General features: G+C 70.1%; 21 protein-coding genes. 13 read left to right on the top strand and 8 right to left on the bottom strand.

Annotated features, from left to right (window positions below; translation table 11 throughout):
* The first annotated feature begins 23 nt into the window (after positions 1-23).
* Genes macS through AB7I40_RS19600 form a run of 5 tightly spaced genes read left to right on the top strand, consistent with a single transcriptional unit; the run spans position 24 to position 4,048 of the window.
* A complete protein-coding gene (gene macS / locus AB7I40_RS19620; protein ID WP_428345279.1) occupies positions 24-1,112 on the top strand; it encodes a MacS family sensor histidine kinase in 1,089 nt (362 codons plus the stop codon).
* Complete coding sequence (locus AB7I40_RS19615; RefSeq protein WP_428345278.1) at positions 1,109-1,618, top strand: flavin reductase family protein; 510 nt, start codon at positions 1,109-1,111, stop codon at positions 1,616-1,618. The genes macS and AB7I40_RS19615 overlap by 4 nt, the downstream gene beginning before the upstream one ends.
* A 34-nt stretch (positions 1,619-1,652) precedes the next feature.
* The gene (locus AB7I40_RS19610; RefSeq protein WP_428345469.1) at positions 1,653-2,291 is read left to right on the top strand and encodes a response regulator; all 639 of its coding nucleotides are present in this window, start codon (positions 1,653-1,655) and stop codon (positions 2,289-2,291) included.
* Entirely contained in the window at positions 2,272-3,126 is an 855-nt protein-coding gene (locus AB7I40_RS19605; protein WP_428345277.1) for an arylamine N-acetyltransferase family protein, read from the top strand. Before AB7I40_RS19610 ends, AB7I40_RS19605 begins: the two co-directional genes overlap by 20 nt.
* 37 nt (positions 3,127-3,163) lie before the next feature.
* Positions 3,164-4,048 carry a hypothetical protein gene (locus tag AB7I40_RS19600; RefSeq protein ID WP_428345276.1) on the top strand — a complete coding sequence of 295 codons (885 nt, stop codon included), beginning with the start codon at positions 3,164-3,166 and terminating at the stop codon, positions 4,046-4,048.
* On the opposite strand, the gene AB7I40_RS19595 is transcribed toward AB7I40_RS19600, so the two are convergent.
* Both AB7I40_RS19595 and AB7I40_RS19590 read right to left on the bottom strand, forming a co-directional pair.
* The gene (locus AB7I40_RS19595; protein ID WP_428345275.1) at positions 4,049-4,540 is read right to left on the bottom strand and encodes a hypothetical protein; all 492 of its coding nucleotides are present in this window, start codon (positions 4,538-4,540) and stop codon (positions 4,049-4,051) included.
* A gap of 11 nt (positions 4,541-4,551) precedes the next feature.
* Entirely contained in the window at positions 4,552-5,367 is an 816-nt protein-coding gene (locus tag AB7I40_RS19590) for a DUF1028 domain-containing protein (RefSeq protein WP_428345274.1), read from the bottom strand.
* Positions 5,368-5,441: 74 nt separating this feature from the next.
* On the opposite strand from AB7I40_RS19590, the gene AB7I40_RS19585 reads away from it, so the two are divergent.
* On the top strand, positions 5,442-6,683 hold the full coding sequence (locus AB7I40_RS19585; RefSeq protein WP_428345273.1) for an MFS transporter: 1,242 nt from the start codon (positions 5,442-5,444) through the stop codon (positions 6,681-6,683).
* Between the two features lie 5 nt (positions 6,684-6,688).
* Here AB7I40_RS19585 and AB7I40_RS19580 read toward each other — a convergent pair whose 3' ends face one another.
* Positions 6,689-6,928 (bottom strand): hypothetical protein, encoded by a 240-nt coding sequence (locus AB7I40_RS19580; RefSeq protein ID WP_428345272.1) that lies wholly within the window; start codon positions 6,926-6,928, stop codon positions 6,689-6,691.
* Positions 6,929-7,041: 113 nt separating this feature from the next.
* Between AB7I40_RS19580 and AB7I40_RS19575 the strand changes: the two genes are divergently transcribed.
* The 7 genes from AB7I40_RS19575 (at position 7,042) to AB7I40_RS19545 (ending at position 14,835) form a co-directional block, all read left to right on the top strand.
* Positions 7,042-8,070, top strand: a complete 1,029-nt coding sequence (locus tag AB7I40_RS19575) for a 6-phosphofructokinase (protein ID WP_428345271.1) — start codon at positions 7,042-7,044, stop codon at positions 8,068-8,070.
* A 57-nt stretch (positions 8,071-8,127) separates the two neighbouring features.
* Positions 8,128-9,579, top strand: coding sequence for an APC family permease (locus tag AB7I40_RS19570; protein WP_428345270.1), 1,452 nt, complete (start codon positions 8,128-8,130; stop codon positions 9,577-9,579).
* A 66-nt stretch (positions 9,580-9,645) separates the two neighbouring features.
* The gene (locus tag AB7I40_RS19565; protein WP_428345269.1) at positions 9,646-10,986 is read left to right on the top strand and encodes a class II 3-deoxy-7-phosphoheptulonate synthase; all 1,341 of its coding nucleotides are present in this window, start codon (positions 9,646-9,648) and stop codon (positions 10,984-10,986) included.
* Entirely contained in the window at positions 10,983-12,020 is a 1,038-nt protein-coding gene (locus AB7I40_RS19560) for a threonine aldolase family protein (RefSeq protein WP_428345268.1), read from the top strand. Before AB7I40_RS19565 ends, AB7I40_RS19560 begins: the two co-directional genes overlap by 4 nt.
* A gap of 9 nt (positions 12,021-12,029) precedes the next feature.
* A complete protein-coding gene (locus AB7I40_RS19555; protein WP_428345267.1) occupies positions 12,030-13,118 on the top strand; it encodes a LolA family protein in 1,089 nt (362 codons plus the stop codon).
* A complete protein-coding gene (locus AB7I40_RS19550) occupies positions 13,115-14,023 on the top strand; it encodes an ABC transporter ATP-binding protein (protein WP_428345266.1) in 909 nt (302 codons plus the stop codon). The genes AB7I40_RS19555 and AB7I40_RS19550 overlap by 4 nt, the downstream gene beginning before the upstream one ends.
* Positions 14,020-14,835, top strand: coding sequence for an ABC transporter permease (locus AB7I40_RS19545; protein WP_428345265.1), 816 nt, complete (start codon positions 14,020-14,022; stop codon positions 14,833-14,835). The genes AB7I40_RS19550 and AB7I40_RS19545 overlap by 4 nt, the downstream gene beginning before the upstream one ends.
* Here the strand turns inward: AB7I40_RS19545 and AB7I40_RS19540 are convergent.
* The 5 genes from AB7I40_RS19540 to AB7I40_RS19520 form a co-directional block, all read right to left on the bottom strand.
* Complete coding sequence (locus AB7I40_RS19540) at positions 14,825-15,622, bottom strand: esterase/lipase family protein (RefSeq protein ID WP_428345264.1); 798 nt, start codon at positions 15,620-15,622, stop codon at positions 14,825-14,827. The two genes, AB7I40_RS19545 and AB7I40_RS19540, sit on opposite strands and share 11 nt — an antisense overlap.
* Positions 15,623-15,654: 32 nt before the next feature.
* A complete protein-coding gene (locus AB7I40_RS19535; RefSeq protein ID WP_428345263.1) occupies positions 15,655-16,080 on the bottom strand; it encodes a hypothetical protein in 426 nt (141 codons plus the stop codon).
* A 77-nt stretch (positions 16,081-16,157) separates the two neighbouring features.
* On the bottom strand, positions 16,158-17,123 hold the full coding sequence (locus AB7I40_RS19530; RefSeq protein ID WP_428345262.1) for an NADase-type glycan-binding domain-containing protein: 966 nt from the start codon (positions 17,121-17,123) through the stop codon (positions 16,158-16,160).
* 37 nt (positions 17,124-17,160) lie between these two features.
* A complete protein-coding gene (locus AB7I40_RS19525; RefSeq protein WP_428345261.1) occupies positions 17,161-18,057 on the bottom strand; it encodes a DMT family transporter in 897 nt (298 codons plus the stop codon).
* Entirely contained in the window at positions 18,054-18,959 is a 906-nt protein-coding gene (locus AB7I40_RS19520; RefSeq protein WP_428345260.1) for a deoxyribonuclease IV, read from the bottom strand. Before AB7I40_RS19520 ends, AB7I40_RS19525 begins: the two co-directional genes overlap by 4 nt.
* Positions 18,960-18,969: the final 10 nt, after the last annotated feature.

The following is an 18,969-nucleotide window of genomic DNA, read 5'->3' as shown; positions in this document are numbered from 1 at the left end:
CCGCCGTCGCCGTCGAGGACCGGATGTACCGCGCCCTCGCGGTCTTCCGGATCGTCCTGCTGCTCAACGGGATCGCCCTCAACTTCGTTCGGCGCGACAACTTCGAGCATCCCGCCTGGGGGACAGTCGCCGTCGTGGTGATGGTCCTGTGGACGGCCTTCGCCGTCTGGGCGTACGCCGCTCGCCGCAGGCGCGTCCCGGTGTTGCTCATCGCCGACCTGGCGGTGGCGATCGGGCTGATGCTGGCCTCACCGCTGATCAAGGGCGAGGGACTCCAGGCGACCGTCCCGGGGTTCTGGGTGGCGGCCACCCTCCTGGCCTGGGCCATCCACTGGCACTGGAAGGGTGGCCTGATCGCGAGTGGCCTGATCACCCTGACCGACGTGCTGATCCGCAACGAGATCACCCAGACCAACTACGGCAACATCTTCCTGCTGATGATCGGCGGGCCGATCGTGGGCTACCTGGCGGAGTCGATCCAGCGGATGGCGACCGAACGCGACCGCGCCGAACGGGCCGCCGCGGTGGCCACGGAGCGGGCGAGACTGGCCAGGGCCGCCCATGACGGGGTGCTCCAGGTGCTCGCGCTGGTCAAGCGCAAGGGCGCCGAGCTCGGAGGAGAGGGCGTCGAGCTGGCCCGGCTGGCCGGCGACCAGGAGTCGGCCCTGCGCGCCCTGATCCGACAGCAGGACGCCCTCGTCCAGGCCTCGAGCGACACCACCCGGGACCTCACCTCGGCGATCGAGGAGTGCGGAGCGGGCCGGTCTCTGGAGGTGAGCGTGGTGACGCCGGGCACCCCTGTGCTGCTGCCCGCCACCATGGTCGAGGAGCTGCTGGCGGTCGTCGGGGCGTGCCTGGACAACGTGGCGGTGCACGTCGGAGAGCTGGCCTCGGCCTGGGTCTTCCTCGAGGACCTGCCCTCATCGGTGGTCATCTCGGTGCGTGACGAGGGTCCGGGCATCCCCGAGGGCCGGCTGGACCAGGCCGTCGACGAGGGCCGGCTCGGAATCTCGGAGTCGATCCGGGGCAGGCTGTCCGACCTCGGTGGGCAAGCTGACCTCGACACCGGCGCGCACGGGACCGAGTGGGAGCTGACGGTGCCCAAGCCGTGAGCATCCACTCGAGCAACCCGTTCCTCGACCCCTCTCCGGACCAGGCCCGCCGGCTGCGCGGCCGCTTGGGTGGTGCGGTGAGCCTGTGGACCAGTGGGTCCGGACCTGGCCGGGCCGGGCTCACGGTCTCGAGCATCATGGTCGCCACGGGGGAGCCGGCGCAGGTCGTGGCGCTCGTCGATCCCGACGGCGACCTGCTCGCCGCCCTGACCGACACCGGCCGCGCAGTCGTCCAGCTGCTGGAGTGGCGTCATCGACAGCTCGCGGAGATGTTCGCGGGGCAGGCACCGGCTCCTGGCGGGATGTTCGCCCAGGCCACGTTCGTCGAGACCGATTGGGGTCCGCTCCTGGAGGGCGCAGGCACCTGGGCCGGGGTGGCTCTCGACGACTCCCGGGTGCTCGGATGGTCGCAACTGGTCCAGTGCACCGTCGAGCACCTGGTCGTCGGTCCCGACTCCGAGCCGCTCCTGCATCGACGCGGTCGCTACGAGCGACCGGCCGGGTAGGGTGCCGCTCGTGGACGAGCAGCCGATCCGGGTCATGGTGGTGGACGATCACCCGATGTGGCGTGACGCCGTCGAACGAGACCTGCTGGCCGCAGGCCTGCACGTGGTCGGCGTTGCGGCCAACGGCAACGAGGCGCTCGCCCGCTTTCCCGCGGCCCGTCCCCAGGTGCTGGTCCTGGATCTGCAGATCCCGGGGCCCAACGGGGTGGAGGTGACCGCCGAGGTGGTCAAGCAGGATCCCTCGGTGCGGGTCCTGATCCTCTCGGCCTCCGGTGAGCAGGCCGACGTGCTCGACGCGGTCAAGGCAGGCGCCACCGGCTACCTGGTGAAGTCCGCGTCGCGTGAGGAGCTGCTCGATGCGGTCCGCCGGGTCGCCCGCGGCGACACGGTGTTCACGCCCGGTCTGGCCGGGCTGGTGCTGGGGGAGTACCGCCGACTCCTCGACGGACCTGCCGACGACCCCGCCGCCCCGAAGCTGACCGAGCGTGAGACCGAGGTGCTGCGCCTGGTGGCCAAGGGGGTCTCCTACAAGGCGATCGCCGAGCGGCTCTTCCTCTCCCACCGCACCGTGCAGAACCACGTGCAGAACACGTTGCGCAAGCTCCAGATGCACAACAGGGTCGAGCTGACCCGCTGGGCCATCGAGCAGGGACTTGACGACGACGACGAGTGAGCTGGCGCCGTACCTCCTGCGACTGGGGTACGACGAGCCACCGCCGCCCACGCTGGAGACCCTGCACGACCTGCACCGCCGCCACCTCAGGTTCATCCCCTACGACAACCTGTCCATCCAGCTCGGTGACCCCGACCCCGTGGACCGGGCCTCCTGCCTGGAGCGGGTGGGCCGCACCGGGCGTCTGGGCTACTGCTTCCACCAGAACACCGCCGCCGAGGCACTGCTGCTCGGTCTGGGTTATGGCGTCGAGCGGCGCCACGGGCACGTGTTCGCCGCAGCCGAGGACGACGACGCCCTCAACCACTTGGTGCTGCTGGTGCGCGTCCCCGGTGCCGCGGGCCCACCGTGGTGGTTCGACGTGGGCCTCGGTGACGCGTTCGATGCCCCACTGCCCCTGGTGGCCGGTGCCGTGCGGGACCCGGCAGGCTTCGAGTACTCGCTGGAGGACGTCACCGAGTCCGGGTGGACGTTTCGTCATGATCCATCCGGGACCTTCGCCGGAGTCAGGGTGAGCCCACTGGACGCCGGCCCGCGGGCGGTCGCGCCCGCCCACCGGGTGCTGTCCACCGATCCGGCGTCGGGGTTCGTCCGGATCCTCGCGGTGCTGCGCCGCGACGCCGCCGGTGTCGACGTGCTGCGCGGGTGCATGCTGTCGCGGGTCCTGCCGGACCGCACCGAGGCCCAGGAGGTGGCCGTCTACGCCGACTGGCGCTCGGCTCTCATCGATGCGGTGGGGCTCCCGGTGGACGATGTGGAACCTCAGGCGCTGCGAGCACTGTTCGAGCGCACCCTCGCCGCCCACCGGGCCTGGACCGACGCCGGTCGTCCCTGACTCCCGCGGCGCCCGTCGCGTGCATAGAGTCAGCACCGTGAACCGGCTTCTCGAACTCGCGGACGAGCTCTACGCCCTGGGTCTGCCCGACTTCACACCCCGGCGCGACGACCTGGCCAAACAGCTCAAGGCCGACGACAAGGAACTGTCCGTGGCCGTCAAGTCCCTCAAGAAGCCGTCGTTGGCGGCCTGGGTGGTCAACCTGCTGGTACGCCGCGAGACCGCGCAGGTCGACCAGGTCCTGACGGTCGGTGTCGCCCTGCGCGAGGCCCAGGCCAGCCTGGACGGTGACGAGCTGAGAAACCTGACCCGGCAGCGACGTCAGCTGACCGCGGCCGTCACGACCCAGGCGCGCGCCCTCGCCGGCGAGGCCGGGGTCAAGGTCACCTCGGCCGTGGCGGACCAGGTGGAGGCGACTCTGACCGCGGCCATGATCGACGAGCGCGCAGCGGCAGCGGTCCGCAGCGGGCTGCTCGTGGCCCCGTTGAGTGCCACCGGCGTCGGCGAGGTGGACATCTCGGTCGCGGTCGCGGAAGCGTTGGGCTTCACCGCCAGCACCACGGTGGCCGAGCCCGTGGCGCGCCCCGAGCTGCACGTGGTGCCGGATCCGGATGCCGACGCCAAGGCACTGGCGGCGGCGCAGCGAACGCTCGAGGAAGCCGAGGGAGAGGTTGCCGAAGCCGCCGCCGCGCTCACCCGGGCCAGCACAGAGGTGGCCGAGCTCGAGGCGCGTTCCATGCAGCTCCAGGCCGAGATCGATGAGCTCAAGCGCAAGCTCGTCGAGCTCGACGCCGCGAGCGAGGAGGTCGACGACGAGCTCTCCGACGCCGAGGACACCAAGGCGGAGGCCGAGGACACGGTGCGCGCCCTCACCCGCGACCGCGATGCCGCCGCCGCCGCGGTCGCCCGACTCGAGCGATGATCAGGCGCCCAACCGCAGCGGCACGTCGAGGCCCAGGAACACCGAGGGTTCGGTCCGGCCCACCATCGTCCCCGCAGCGACCTTCTCGGGCAGCGCTACGGCCGGTGCGGCCAGATCAGCCTTGACGCTCACGTGCCAGGTGCCCCGGGTCAGTCGCGCCACCAGGTAGGACTCGAGAGTGCCCACCGCGTAGCGGCCCTGCTCCACGAGTGCCCAGGTGTGGGGTGCCTGAGTGGGGAGGAGGTCGAGCTCGGCCGGCTCCAGGAGGGGGCTCGGTGACCCGAGGGTCTCGACGTCCCACACCGCGACGAGGTCGCCCGGGCAGACCACCTCGAGCAGGGACACGACGTACGGTCCGGCCCCCAGGACGGCGCGGGTGGCGGTCAGCGCGGCTCTCCAGACCGAGTCGGGGGTCTCGTCGTAGGGCTCGACCCCGACCAGCGGGCCGAGCGTGGCGCTCACCTGATGTTCGCCCAGGAGGAGCCGGAGCATCGCCGGGCCGGTCAGGAGTCGCGCAGGATGGCCAGAATCCTGCGGTCGATCCAGGAGGCGTCCGCTGCGACCCGCATCTCATAGTTCTCGGTCCCGACCCACGCCAGGAAGTCCCGCGAGCCGGCGGCCCGTGCGGCCGCCTCGAGCTCGTCGCGCAGCTCGGTGGTGACCTCCACCTTCTCGTCGTCGCGCGACGCGGTCAGGTAGAGCCTGTTGAGCTCGAGCAGCCGGGCGAGCTCGTGGCACGGATCGGGGTGGTCGTCGACGCGCAGGTCGACCGCGATGTCGTCGTTGCCCCCGTAGCCGGCCTGGTCGCGAACCACGAGCAGCGCCGCGGACTGCCGACCGCGGCTGTCGCCACCGGCCGCGTCCCCTGCCTCCAGCGCCGCGAGCAGCCGGTCCTCGAGCGGTCCGTCGACCTCGGAGTCGAGGAAGGCTCGTTCCATGGCGGCCACGACCTCGGGACCGGTGAGGATGTTGCCCTGGATCGCATACCCAGCACCGGTCCGGCCGCCGGCCCAGTCCAGGCACTCGGAGCCCGTGTGGGTGGCCGCTGCGCCGTCCACGTCCACGATGCCGACCTGGCGGTGCTCTCGGCCGTCGTCCTCCTCGAGCAGGCGGGTCAGTGCCACCGAGGCGGTCGCGCCCTCGTCGAGATGCGCCAGCGCCATCCCCTTGTAGGCCACGTTGGCATCGGCCTGCGTCGCGATGGCACCGACTTGGGCCACCGCGGCCGGCACCGCCGAACCCACGGCAAGGAACTTCGAGGCCACCGCGACTCCCCAGGACTCGCCGTCTGCTGACCTGGCCACGATCGAGAACGTCATGGCATGAGCCTACTGACTTGTCCCGGTCCGATAACCGATGTCCTCATGGACGGCGGACGCCGCACAATGAGCGGGTGCTGCACAGACTCGGGTTCCCGTCGGTCGGACGCCATGGACGCTTCGTCACCGCCATCGCGGTGGACGCCGTGGGCAGCGGCGTGTTCATGCCGGTGGCGATCCTCTACTTCCTGGTGACCACCGACCTGTCCCTGGTGCAGGTCGGTGCCGCGATCTCGCTGGCGTCGGTGCTCGCGCTGCCGATCGGGCCGATCGTGGGGGGAGTCGTGGATCGCGTCGGCGCCAAGCAGGTGTTGCTCGCGGGCAACGCCCTGCAGGCGCTGGGGTACGCCGCCTACCTGGTCACCGACTCGTTCCTCGGCGTCGTCGTCTGGACGGTGGTCGTGACCGTTGGCCGGACCGCGTTCTGGGGCTCCTACGGCACCATCGTGGCGGCGATCTCGGTGCCGGGTGAGCGCGAGAAGTGGTTCGGGTTCCTCGGGGCCCTGCGCAATGTCGGCTTCGCGATCGGTGGGCTGGTGAGCGGGTTGGCGATCACCATCGGCACCCCGGCCGCCTATGCGGTCGTGGTGATCGTCAACGCGGCGTCGTACGTCGTCGCCTTCGCCCTGCTGCTGGCCGTCCCAGCCACCGCGCACACCCCGCACGCGCGCCGACCCGGCAGTTGGGCGGTCGTGCTCCGCGATCGTCCCTACCGCTGGCTCTTCGCCTGTCAGTTGGCCTACTCCACGGCGATGATGGCGCTGAACTTCGCCATGCCGGTCTACGCCACGACCGTGCTCGGACTGCCCGGGTGGGTGACCGGAGCGTTGTTCACCATCAACACCGTCATCGTGGGCTTCGGGCAGGGACTCGCGGTGCAGGCGATGACCGGTCGGGTCCGCTGGCGCGTCCTGGCGTTGGCCAACCTGGTGTTCGCCGCGTCTTTCCTGATCCTGCTCGGAGCCAACTGGCTCTCAGCGACCCTGGCCGCTGCGGTCGTCCTGGTCGGCTCCGCCATCTACACGATCGGGGAGGTGGCCGGAGGGCCGGTCCACGGGGCCCTGTCGGTCGAGGCTGCTCCCGAGCACCTGCACGGGCGCTACCTGTCCCTGGTCCAGCTGGCCTGGAACCTGTCCGGCGCCCTCGCGCCGGTGAGCTTCGCCTGGCTCCTGGAGCGGGGTGCCGCAGCGATCTGGCTCGCCCTGTGTGCGCTGAGCCTGGTGGGTGCCAGCCTCGCCGTCCGGCTCGGTCGTGCGATGCCCGCCGCCGCCGGCGTCGTCACCAACCGCTCCACCCAGGAGCCGGTCGGACCCTGAACCGGTCAGAACAGGTTGTTGAGCAGGCCGATCACCAAGGGCCCGAGGAAGACGAGCAACAGTGCCCACGCCACGATGCGATGGGAGAGCTTCGAACCGCTCAGGGACCCGGCCATGCCGATCAGTGCACCTTCGGTGGTGTTGCGATCCAGGCCGAGCATGCGGGCATCGTCCGGGATCCCCTGCATCGCGTGCACATGGGCATGGAGCTCCGGCACGTCGTCGACGTCGTCGCGATCCTCCATGCGCACACGGTAGCTGCTTCCCAGCCATCGGACAGTCGTGGTCGCCTTGCCCGCTGGTTCGTGGCAGGCTGTGACGTCGGTCATGTGAACGTTCCAACCTCAAGGAGAATCCCATGCGCGTCGGCGTGCTCACCGGTGGTGGCGACTGCCCAGGACTCAACGCGGTCATCCGCGCTGTCGTACGACGCGGGGTCCGTGAGTACGGCTTCGAGTTCGTCGGCTACCGAGACGGCTGGAAGGGTCCCCTCGAGGGCCTGACCATGGAGCTGGGCGTTCAGCAGTGTCGCGGCATCCTGCCGCGTGGCGGCACGATCCTGGGCTCCTCGCGCACCAACCCCTTCAAGGTCGACGGTGGCGTCGAGAGGATCAAGGACAACCTGGCCGCTGACGGGGTCGACGCCCTGGTCGCGATCGGCGGCGAGGACACCCTCGGGGTGGCGACCAAGCTGGCCGAGCTCGGCGTCAACGTCGTCGGGGTTCCCAAGACCATCGACAACGACCTGTCCGGCACCGACTTCACGTTCGGCTTCGACACGGCCGTCAACATCGCGACCGAGGCCATCGACCGGCTGCACACCACCGCCGAGTCCCACCACCGGGTGCTGGTGGTGGAGGTGATGGGACGCCACGCCGGGTGGATCGCGCTGCACGCGGGGATCGCGGGGGGTGCCTCCACGGTGCTGATCCCCGAACAGCCCTTCGACATCGCCGAGGTCTGCGCGTTGGTCGAGTCGCGCTTCGAATCGACGTACTCACCGATCCTGGTGGTCTCCGAGGGGGCGGTGCCCAAGGAGGGTGGCGACATGACGCTGGTCTCGGGCGAGAAGGACGCCTTCGGTCACGTGCGCCTCGGCGGCATCGGTGACCGGATCGCCAAGGAGATCGAGGATCGCACCGGCAAGGAGGCGCGGGCCGTCGTGCTGGGCCACATCCAGCGCGGTGGCACTCCGACCGCGTTCGACCGCTGGCTGGCCACCCGGTTCGGGCTGCACGCGATCGCGGCGGTCAAGGACGGCGAGTTCGGCACGATGATGGCGCTGCGTGGTGCCGACATCGTGCGAGTGCCGCTGATCGAGGGCACCGGCGAGCTCAAGCTCGTCAGCACCGAGGAGTACGCCGAGGCCAAGGTGTTCTTCGGCTGATCGGTTGCACGGTGACAGGGACTCCCGGCAGAGTGGCCCCTGACTCGGGAGGTCGACATGAGCACACAGGCAGCACCAGAGGCTGATCTCAACGGTTCCGAACCCGACCTCAAGCGGGTGATGGGGCCCAAGCTCCTCTTGTTGTTCATCGTCGGTGACATCCTCGGCGCGGGTGTCTACGCCGTGACCGGGAAGATCGCCGGTGAGGTCGGCGGGATGGCGTGGCTGCCCTTCCTGGTGGCGTTCATCGTGGCCACGTTGACCGCCTTCTCCTACCTGGAGATGGTCACGAAGTATCCCCAGGCGGCCGGAGCGGCGCTCTACGCCCACAAGGCCTTCGGCATCCACTTCGTGACGTTCCTGGTGGCCTTCACGGTGGTCTGCTCGGGCATCACCAGCGCCTCGACCTCCTCGGGCCTGCTGGCCTCCAACCTGCTCATCGGGCTCGACGAGGTCTTCGGCAGTGTGCCGACCGGGTCAACGGCATCGCTGATCGTCGCCCTGCTGTTCATGGGGCTGTTGGCCGTGATCAACCTGCGCGGGGTGGGGGAGAGCGTCAAGTTCAACGTGGTGCTCACCCTGGTCGAGATGAGCGCGCTGGCGATCGTGATCGCCATCGGCTTCCTGGCGATCGGGCGCGGCGACGCCGACCTGGGTCGGGTCACGGTCTTCGAGTCACCCGACGACAAGGGCATGTTCGCTGCGGTCACGGTCGCCACCGCCATCGCGTTCTTCTCGATGGTCGGCTTCGAGGACTCCGTGAACATGGTCGAGGAGACCCAGGAGCCCGAGAAGATCTTCCCGCGCACCATGCTCACCGGCCTCGGGATCGCGGTGGTGATCTACATGCTCGTGGCTGTCTCGGTGGTCGCGGTCATCCCCGCCGGCGACATCCTGACCCCGGAGAACCCGGATGCCGGGGTCCTCCTGGACGTAGTCCGCATCGGGGCACCCGACATCCCCATCGACAAGCTGTTCCCGTTCCTGACCGTCTTCGCGGTCGCCAACACCGCCCTGATCAACATGCTGATGGCCAGCCGCCTGATCTACGGCATGGCACAGCAGGATGTCCTGCCCCGCTCGCTGGGCAGGGTGCTCCCGGGGCGTCGTTCCCCCTGGGCAGCGATCCTGTTCACCACGGTCCTGGCGCTGGCACTCATCATCGTGGTGAGCACCCAGTCCGACAGCACCATCGTGGCTGCGCTGTCCGGCACCACGGGACTCCTGCTGCTGTGCGTGTTCAGTGTGGTCAACGTCGCCTGCCTGGTGCTGCGCCGCGATCCCACTCCGAGTCGCTTCCGCGCGCCGACCGCGATCCCGGTGATCGGAGCCGTGGCGTGCGCCTTCCTGGTCGGGCCGTGGGCGCGCAACGAGGCCGACTACGTGCAGTACAAGATCGCAGCCGGACTGCTCGCGCTGGGCATCGTGCTGTGGGCCCTGACCTGGCTCACCAACCGCGGCATCCGGGCCAAGAAGACCGGGTTCCGCGACATCGAGCACCTCGAGTAGGCGATCAGGCGTCCACGGTCGGGTCCGTGGGCGCAGCGCTCACGCCTCGACGCGTAGGCTGGGCCGGTGACTCGCAGCATCCCCGACCTTGCCTCCCTGCACGCCATGGGCGCAGCCCAGCAGCCGTCCTACCCCGACTCCTCGGCCGTCGACGCAGCCGTCGCCAAGCTCCGCACGGTGCCGCCGCTCGTCTTCGCCGGCGAGTGTGACGAGCTGAAGGAGAAGATCGCTGCCGTCAGCCGGGGCGAGGCGTTCCTGCTGCAGGGCGGTGACTGTGCCGAGACCTTCGAGGGCGTCACGGCCGACAACGTGCGCAACAAGCTGCGGGTGCTGCTGCAGATGGCGGTCGTCCTCACCTACGCCGCTTCGGTGCCGGTGGTCAAGGTGGGTCGGATCGCCGGACAGTACGCCAAGCCCCGCTCCTCCAACGACGAGACGCGTGGCGGCGTCACCCTGCCGGCCTACCGGGGCGACGCGGTCAACGGTTTCGACTTCACTCCCGCCTCCCGCATCCCCGACCCGCAGCGACTGGTGGACGTCTACAACTCCTCCGCGGCCACCCTCAACCTGGTCCGCGCCTTCGTCACCGGTGGTTACGCCGACCTGCGTCAGGTGCACACCTGGAACACCGACTTCGTGCGTGAGTCGCCGATGGGACAGAAGTACGAGGCGATGGCCAACGAGATCGAGCGGGCACTGACGTTCATGCAGGCCATCGGCGCGGACCCGGACGAGTTCCACCGCGTCGACTTCCACTCGAGCCACGAGGCGCTGGTGCTGGAGTACGAGCACTCCATGACCCGCATCGACTCCCGGACCCAGCAGCCCTACGACGTCTCGGGTCACTTCATGTGGATCGGTGAGCGCACCCGGCAGCTGGACGGCGCGCATGTCGAGCTCCTCAGCCACATCAGGAACCCGATCGGGGTGAAGCTCGGCCCGACCACGTCCCCGGACGACGCCCTCGCGCTGGCGGCGAAGCTGAACCCCGACAACGAGGCGGGTCGCCTGACCTTCATCACGCGCTTCGGTGCCGGCCGCATCCGCGACGGGCTGCCCAACCTGGTGGAGAAGGTCACCGCCGCCGGCATCCAGGCGGCCTGGGTCTGCGACCCGATGCACGGCAACACCTTCGAGGCCTCCTCCGGTTACAAGACCCGCCGCTTCGATGACGTCATCGAGGAAGTTCAGGGATTCTTCGATGTGCACCGCGCCCTGGGCACGTGGCCGGGGGGCGTGCATGTCGAGCTCACCGGTGATGACGTGACCGAGTGTGTGGGTGGCGGCGAGGAGCTGCTGGAGGTCGACCTGGGCAACCGCTACGAGTCGGCCTGCGACCCGCGCCTCAACCGGGTGCAGTCGCTGGAGCTGTCCTTCCTGGTCGCCGAGATGCTGCGCAAGGCATGAGCCTGGGCGACCGGTCGCGGGTCGACCTGCGCTCCGACACGCTGACCAGACCCACGGAGTCGATGCGGGCCGCCATGGCCCGCGCCGAGGTCGGCGACGACGTGTACGGCGAGGATCCGACCGTCCGGAGGCTCCAGGAGCAGGTGGCCGCGCTCTTCGGTCACGAGGCCGCGTTGTTCACGCCCACGGGGTCCATGGCCAACGTGCTGGCCGTCCGCACCCTGGTCGGTCCCGGGCAGGAGGTGCTGTGTGAGTCCAGCGCCCACATCGCCCGGGCCGAGCTGGGTGCCCACGCGGCGTACTCCGGGATCACGATGCGCACCTGGACGGGGGACCGTGGCGCTATCGACCAGCCCATGATCGAGCGGATCTTCGCTCCCGACATGGGCCCGTTCTTCGTGCCCACCACGGCGATCTCGGTGGAGAACACCCACAACTTCGGCGGTGGTTCGATCCAGCCGCTCGCCGACCTCCGGGCACTGCGTGCCTTCGCCGACGAGCGCGGTGTCGCCATCCACCTCGACGGAGCCCGGATCTGGAACGCCCACGTGGCCACCGGGACCTCGCTCGCCGACTACGGCCGTCTCGCCGACGTGCTCGCCGTCTGCCTCAGCAAGGGACTGGGGGCACCGGTCGGCTCCCTCGTGGTGGGCAGTCAGGCTGCCATCGACGAGACCCGCACCTGGCGCAAGCGCATGGGCGGCGGCATGCGGCAGGTCGGCATCCTGGCCGCCGCCGGGTTGCACGCTCTCGAGCACCATGTGGAGCGTCTCGCAGAGGACCATGCCCACGCCCGGCTGCTGGCCGAGGCGTGCGGGGTCGACCCGGCCACCGTCGACACCAACATCGTCGTCGTCCCTCGCGCCGACGCCCCGGGCTTCGTCCGGCAGGCCGCGGAGCAGGGTGTGCTGGTCTCGGCTGTGGGACCGACCGCCGTGCGGATCGTCACCCATCTCGACGTGGACACGGCGGCTGCCCAGCGGGCGGCGGCCGTGCTGGCAGATCTCACCGCCGGATCAGGGCGCCCGACGTAGCCTGCGCGTATGACCGCTCTCCACCGTTGGTGCATCGTCGCGCTCGGTGTGGTCCTGGGGGCGGGCACCCTGCTGGTCTGGCGCTCGCTCCCGGCCTCCGAGGAGGAGGTCAGCGCGGCCGAGCTGCTCTCGCGGGTCGAAGGATCCTCCGATGCCGCCTACTCCGGCTACGTCGAGACCCTGGGGACCCTGCAGCTGCCCGTGGCCGACCAGTTCACCGATGTCGGTGACCTGTTCGGTGAACGCACCCGGATGCGTGTCTGGTGGCGCAGCAGCGACCAGTGGCGGGTGAACAAGCTGCTTGCCGCGGGTGAGACCGACCTCATCCACCGGGACGACACCACCGTGCGGTGGAGCTATGAGTCGGCGAAGGCCACCCGTTACGTGGACCCCGACATCCGGCTCCCGCGCACCGCCGACCTGCTCCCACCCGCACTGGGGCACCGGCTGCTCGAGGATGTCGCCGCCGACGAGCTCTCCCGGCTGCCGGCGCGCACGGTCGCCGGGCGAGACGCCCTCGGCCTGCGAGTCTCCCCGGGATCACCCCAGTCCAGCATCGATCACGTCGACCTGTGGGTCGAGCCGGACAGCGGCATCCCGCTGCGGCTCGACGTGTACGCCGAGGACGGTCAACCCGCAGCCTTCACGACCGAGTTCCAGGAGTTCTCGGCGGCCACGCCGCCGTCGTCGCTGACGGCCTTCACCCCACCTCCCGGCGCCGACGTGTCCTTCGACGACGTGCTCGACATCGCCGACGCGGCGAACCAGTACGCCGACGTCGTGGCTCCCTCGCAGCTCGCCGGGCTGTCCAGGTCGGCGGACTCGCGTCGCGCCGTGGGGGTCTACGGCACCGGAGTCACCCAGTTGATCGCGATCCCCCTGTGGGACCGTGCCGCCGAGCCCCTGCGCGAGCAACTGGCGGTCACTCCCGGCTCGCTGGCCCTGGCGCAGGGCAGCTTCGTGCAGGTCGGCCCGCTCGGACTGCTCCTGACCGACCTGCCGGGTGGCGCCGGCTGGCTGGTGGCGGGCACCGTCACCCAGGAGACGCTCCAGAGGGCCGCCCGCACCCTCGACGACCAGGTCGAGGGTCGCCGATGATCCGGACGACCTCGCTCACCAAGCGCTACGGGCCGATCACCGCGGTCGACGGCATCGACCTCGACGTTCGTGAGGGTGACATCTACGGCTTCCTCGGAGCCAACGGCTCGGGCAAGACGACCACCGTCCGCATGCTGCTGGGTCTGGTGCTCGCCACGTCGGGGTCCGTCGAGGTGCTGGGGCACACGATGCCGGCTTCGGCGCGCACGGTGCTGCCGCAGGTCGGCGCCCTTGTCGAAGGTCCTGCTGCCTACCCCCAGCTGTCCGGGCGTGCCAACCTGGCGCTGTTCGACTCGATGGGAGCGGCGGGAGAGCGACGCACCCGGGCTGGTCGAGTCGACGACGTGCTGGAGCAGGTCGGTCTCGGGGGGGTGGACAAGCGACCTGTGCGCGCCTACTCCCTGGGCATGCGTCAGCGACTCGGGCTGGCCAACGCGCTGCTGGGCCGACCTCGGCTGCTGATCCTCGACGAACCCACCAACGGGCTCGACCCGCAGGGCATCCGGGAGATCCGCCGCCTCCTGCTCGACCTGCACGCCGGGGGCACCACGATCTTCCTGTCCAGTCACCTGCTCGCCGAGGTCGAGCAGCTGTGCACCCGGGTTGGCGTGCTCGATCGTGGTCGGGTCGTCCTTCAGGACCAGCTGAGCGAGCTCCAGAAGCCCACCGGACGCATCTTCGTGAGCACCCCGGACGTTGCCCGGGCCCGCACCCTGCTCGACGGTCAGGTGGAGGCCCACGACGCCTCCAGCATGTTGGTGCGGGTCAGCGACGCCGCCGCGCTCAACGCCCGCCTGGTGCAGGCCGGTGTCCGCGTGGAGGTGCTGACCCCGGAACGACACTCGCTCGAGGACGTCGTCCTGGCCGCGACGCAGGCCAGCCCCGACCGGGTGGAGCTGTCATGATCGCCGTCGAACTGCGCAAGATGGTCCGCAGCAGGCGGACCTGGGTCACGATCCTGCTCATCAATGCCCTGCCCACCCTCGTGGCGGTGCTGCTGGGCACCACCGACGTGGGTCCACGTCCGGGCACCGGGCCGGCATTCCTGTCGGCAGTCCTGACCGACGGCACCCTCTTCCCCCTTGCCGCGATCGCCATCGTGGTGCCGCTGCTGCTGCCGATCGCGGTCGCCATCACCGCCGGAGAGGCGATTGCGGGCGAGGCACAGGCGGGCACCCTGCGCTACATGCTGATCCGCCCGGTGGGCCGGACCAGGCTGCTCGTCGCGAAGCTGGTGAGTGTCATGGCGTTCGTCCTGCTCACGGTCGTCGTGGTGGCCGCCTCGGCCTACGTCCTCGGCGCTCTCCTGCTGGGCAACGAGCAGGTCGCGGCGGGGTCGACCAGCATCTCGGGCACCAGCCTGTCCACCCGGGAACTCGTGCTGCGCACCCTCCTGGCGCTGGCCTACGCCATGCTCTCGATGCTCGGAGTGGCAGCCATCGCCCTGTTCCTGTCCACGGTGGTGGACACGCCTCTGGCCGCTGCCCTGGGCGCACTGGCGGTCCTGATCGCCTCGTCCCTGCTCCTCACCCTGGACGCCGCTCAGGCATTGCAACCCTGGCTGCCGACGCGCTACTGGCTGGCGTTCGTGGACCTCTTCCGCGATCCGATCCTCTGGCGCGACGTGGTTCGAGGCGCCGGACTGCAGGTGCTGTACGTGGTGGTGTTCCTGGCGGCGGGCTGGGCCAACTTCACCACCAAGGACATCACCGACTGACGCACACCTTCGCGGTCGGGATCGCCGGTTCGCGCGCTCCGAGCTCGGCCAGCGTCATGGCGATCACCGACGGCGTGCGCGGCAGGTCCCGGTGGGCGACGACCTGACCGGGGCACACCGACTGGACCGTGAAATCCAGCGCCCCCTCGAGGGAGGCAGAGTCGGGCGGGACGACGGTCTGGTCGTCGGTGGTCCAGATCGAGACCCACTGAGGACCCGCCGGTGACTCGTCCTTGGCGTTGAGGCTGCGCAGCAGATCACTGTCGGTGGCCAGTTGCTGGCAGGCGACCGGGCACCGGTCGCCGGCGACGTCGAGGGCGAGGGCGGCCACGTCAGTGCCGTGGTGCGGAGAACCCAGGGTGACCACACGGCGCGCGACGTTGCCGCCCCCGTGGTCCCTCATCCACAGCCGTAGCGTCACCCCGCCGGCCGAGTAGCCGACCAGGTCGACCGATGGTGCCCCCGTGCGGTCGAGGACGCGCCGTACGGCGTCCTCCACCACCTGTGCCTGCTCGTTCAGGTCGCCCGTGCCGTCGCCCGCCAACTCCACCACGGTGGCGTCGCGACCCCGCTCACGCAACGCAGCCGCCAGGATCTCGAGTCCCGCCGTCGAGCCGCCGTACCCCGGGATGAGCAGGACCGGCCCCGGGCGGTCCTGCGCGACGGGAGTCACCGGCTCGTCGCGGCCCCGGAGACCCAGGGCCACAGCAACGACAACCGCGATCGCCGTCAGCGCGGCGATGCTCAGCACGAATCGTCGACGCGCGGGAGACAGGGAGGCGAGCACGCCACGATCCTGCCTGCTGCCACCAAGAGGGGTCAGTCGCTGAGTTCAGTGATCAGCTGGTCCTTGGACTTGCGGGAGTAGTTGGCGATGCCACGGGCCCGCGCGGCGGCGCGCAGGCGGGTGACGTTCCAGGTCGCGTCGGGCGCGTCGACCGCGTCGACCGCGGCCACGGGGCTGGCCACGGGGCTGGCCTCGCCGGCGGTCGGCTCGACTGCGGTGGGCTCGACTGCGGTGGGCTTCGCTGCCGGTGCGCTCCGCTGCTTCTTGCCCTTGGCTTTCGCCTTCGCCAGCGCCCGTTCGGCCTTGGCCAGCTGCTTGGCGTTGGCAGCGGCAGCAGCGGCGTGCTTCCTCGCCTTGGCCCGCCAGCGATCGGCCTTGGCCTCGGCCTTCTCCAGCTGGGAGCGCAACGATTTGATGGTGGAGTCGAGCTTCTTCGTCGATCCGGACTTCTTGGGCATAGTGCTCCTTTTGGGACGATACGGGTCATCTTGCCTGACCCGAGTGAACACCCCGTGAACGTCCCTGCCGAGCACACCTAGCCGCCGATCAAGGTGACCTCGCTGATCGGGGTGTAGTCGCGACCATTGCTGGACGCCGGTGCGGTGACCTCGAGCAGCCTGAGTCGCACCCTGGTGGTCCGGGTCGGCTCGATCTTCAGTGTCTGCATGCGCCGGGTGTCCTCGAGCTGCTGGTCCACCGTGGACCCGTCGTCGAAGAGCCAGCGAACCGCGGTGATCCGCCGGTTTCGCTCGTACCAGTTGATCGGACGCCCTCGTGGAGCCCGGTCGAGCTTGGCGTAGCCGTTGATCAGGCCCACCCGGGTCAGCACCGACTCAGAGGGCAGCGTGAAGGTCAGCGTGCGCCCGGTCCCGTCGCCGGGCATCCGCCAGGCCGTCGAGGCGATCTGGTCGAGCATGTTGGCGGCGTCGTAGCGCACCCGGTTGCCCCGGACGTCGAGGTTCGGGGGAGCGGTGATCGGTGCTTCGGCGCGCGAACCACCGGCCAGCTCCACCGGGTCGTCGGGGGCCGGTTCAGGCTCGCCCGTCCCTGGTCTGGTGCTCGCCGACCCCGCGGAGGGCTCGGCGCCCGGCTCGGCCGTGGTGGAGTCGTCCCCGGAGCCGAGCAGCCAGATCCCCCCTGCGACCACCAGCACGATGACGAGTGCTGCCCCGGCGAACACCGGCCAGAGCGAGCGCTGCCGCCTCGGCGGCTCCGCCCAGAGGGTCGCCGTGGGTGGTCCCGCGTGAGGGACAGCGTGTGGCTGGGTGACCTCGTCGGCGTACAGCGGGAACCGTGCGCCGTACGTCGGCGGGGGTGGCGGCACGTCGGGCATCGCGTCGGGAAACCGCAAGGCCGGCCGTTCGGCGGTGTCGGTGCGCTGCCTGTCGAGGTCGGCGACCGCCTCAGGCGCCTTGCTGGTTGCGTCCGGGTGAGGGCGCCCGCACTGCGTGCAGAACCTGCTGGTCCCGAGGGCGTGACCACACTCCGGGCAGTACGTCATCTTCCACCTCCTGCGCCGATCAGATTAGTGCACCGGGTCAGACGGCGATGTGGCCCACTTCGCCCTCGACCTTGCGTCGGGGCATGAGTTCGACGATGAGCATCGCCGAAAGCACCAGCGCACCGCCGGCCAGGAGTCTGGCGGTTGCCGACTCGCCACCGAAAAGGACGGCGAACGTGGCCGCGAACACCGGTTCCATGCTCATGATGATGGCGCAGCGGGTGGGGGATAGGTGCGCCTGCGCCCAGGTCTGGCCGGCCATGGCGAAGGCGCCGGCGAAGACGGCCATGTAGACGATCGCCAGCCAGTCACCGCCTTGGTCGGGTACGGCGATCCCACCTGGGGCGGCACCCGCCAGGCACACCACCGAGATGGTGGCCAGCTGCACGATCGACATGCCCATCGCCTCGCCCGGGGTCGACCAGGCGCCCAGCCCGACGATGTGCAGGGCGTAGCCGACCGCTGCGATGAAGGTCAGGGTCTCGCCGTACCCGAACGCGAAGCCTCCCGGCTGCAAGGTCAGCAGCGCGATGCCGGCCATGGCCAGCGCGACGGCCAGCCAGGTCAACCCACCGATCCGGGTGTGCAGGATGAGGGCGGCCAGGAGCGGCGTGCACACGACGTACATGCCGGTGATGAACCCGGATACCGAGGCAGCCGTGTGAGCCAGCCCGATGGTCTGCAGGATCTGGCCGAGCGCATAGAGGACGCCGAGGACGACGGCATGGCGGCGGGCCTCGGGACCGAGACGGCTGACCGCCTTCGGGAAGATCAGGAACAGTGCGACCGTCGCGATCGGGAACCGGATGGCGAGGAAGTCGATGGCGCTGACCCGGTCGCTGAGGTCGTGGATCAGGAAGAAGGTCGAGCCCCACAACGCGGTGACCGACAACAGGGCCAGGGTGGCCAGGAGGGCCAGGCGACGCTCAGTCATGGCCTGGCCGCCGCGCGCACCCGCTTGAGCAGGGGCAGGTCGTCGTTGCCGAGATCACGAGACCCGGGGGTCTCCAGGATGAAGGGCACGCCGACCGTTGCCGGGTGGGCGAAGAGCTCTGCGAAGGCCCCGACGCCGATGTGCCCCTCACCGATGCGCTGGTGTCGGTCGAGGTGGGCTCCGCGCACGTCCATCGAGTCATTGGCGTGGATCAGGCGTAGCCGCCCGGCGCCGCCGATCTCCACGATCCGGTCCGCGGTGTCCCTGGCACCACCGGGCTCGTCGAGCGGTGCTCCCGCGGCGAAGACGTGGCAGGTGTCGAGGCAGATGCCGGCCCGGGGATGGAAGTCCAGTGCGGCGAGGTATCCAGGGAGGTCCTCCACCCCTGCGCACAGTGAGCGTCCCTGGCCGGCCGTGGGCTCCAGCAGCAATGAGGGTGACTGGTCATCCAGCGCATCGAGCAGCGGCAGGAGTCCCTCGCGGACCTGGGCCAGCGCGTGGTCACGGAGGCCGTCATCCGGTTGCCCACGATCGACGTACGAACCGGTGTGGACCACGACTCCCTCGGCGCCGATCTCGACCGCCCGGCGCAGGTTGTGGGCCACGAGGGCCACGGAGCGCTCATAGGTGGCCGGGGTCGGGCTGCCGAGATTGACCAGGTACGGCGTGTGGATGAACGTGCGCATCCCGGCCGCCTCGGTCAGTGAGCGGAACCTACGGTCCTCAGCAGGATCCCCGCCCGACAGGGCCCAACCCCGCGGATTGCCCACGAAGACCTGGACGGCTTCGCAGCCGAGCTCCGAGGCGGTGACGAAAGCCCCGCTGGCCAGCCCGCGGCCCACCTTGACGTGGGTCCCGATCGGGTTGCGCCGCGCAGGCTCGAGCGCATCGGTGGTGGGCATGGAGACAGGA

The sequence above is a fragment of the Nocardioides sp. genome, from assembly GCF_050246775.1.
Classification (GTDB): Bacteria; Actinomycetota; Actinomycetes; order Propionibacteriales; family Nocardioidaceae; genus Nocardioides.
Note: the sequence above shows the minus strand (reverse complement) of the source record. Positions and strands in the feature narration are given on the sequence as shown.

Coding starts and splice junctions, on each gene's coding strand:
- macS (WP_428345279.1), top strand. CDS start 24: ATGTACCGCGCCCTCGCGGTCTTCCGGATCGTCCTGCTGCTCAACGGG.
- AB7I40_RS19525 (WP_428345261.1), bottom strand. CDS start 18,057: ATGACTGAGCGTCGCCTGGCCCTCCTGGCCACCCTGGCCCTGTTGTCG.
- AB7I40_RS19610 (WP_428345469.1), top strand. CDS start 1,653: ATGGTGGTGGACGATCACCCGATGTGGCGTGACGCCGTCGAACGAGAC.
- AB7I40_RS19570 (WP_428345270.1), top strand. CDS start 8,128: ATGAGCACACAGGCAGCACCAGAGGCTGATCTCAACGGTTCCGAACCC.
- AB7I40_RS19590 (WP_428345274.1), bottom strand. CDS start 5,367: ATGACGTTCTCGATCGTGGCCAGGTCAGCAGACGGCGAGTCCTGGGGA.
- AB7I40_RS19535 (WP_428345263.1), bottom strand. CDS start 16,080: ATGCCCAAGAAGTCCGGATCGACGAAGAAGCTCGACTCCACCATCAAA.
- AB7I40_RS19530 (WP_428345262.1), bottom strand. CDS start 17,123: ATGACGTACTGCCCGGAGTGTGGTCACGCCCTCGGGACCAGCAGGTTC.
- AB7I40_RS19550 (WP_428345266.1), top strand. CDS start 13,115: ATGATCCGGACGACCTCGCTCACCAAGCGCTACGGGCCGATCACCGCG.
- AB7I40_RS19595 (WP_428345275.1), bottom strand. CDS start 4,540: ATGCTCCGGCTCCTCCTGGGCGAACATCAGGTGAGCGCCACGCTCGGC.
- AB7I40_RS19560 (WP_428345268.1), top strand. CDS start 10,983: ATGAGCCTGGGCGACCGGTCGCGGGTCGACCTGCGCTCCGACACGCTG.
- AB7I40_RS19555 (WP_428345267.1), top strand. CDS start 12,030: ATGACCGCTCTCCACCGTTGGTGCATCGTCGCGCTCGGTGTGGTCCTG.
- AB7I40_RS19580 (WP_428345272.1), bottom strand. CDS start 6,928: ATGGAGGATCGCGACGACGTCGACGACGTGCCGGAGCTCCATGCCCAT.
- AB7I40_RS19545 (WP_428345265.1), top strand. CDS start 14,020: ATGATCGCCGTCGAACTGCGCAAGATGGTCCGCAGCAGGCGGACCTGG.
- AB7I40_RS19575 (WP_428345271.1), top strand. CDS start 7,042: ATGCGCGTCGGCGTGCTCACCGGTGGTGGCGACTGCCCAGGACTCAAC.
- AB7I40_RS19520 (WP_428345260.1), bottom strand. CDS start 18,959: ATGCCCACCACCGATGCGCTCGAGCCTGCGCGGCGCAACCCGATCGGG.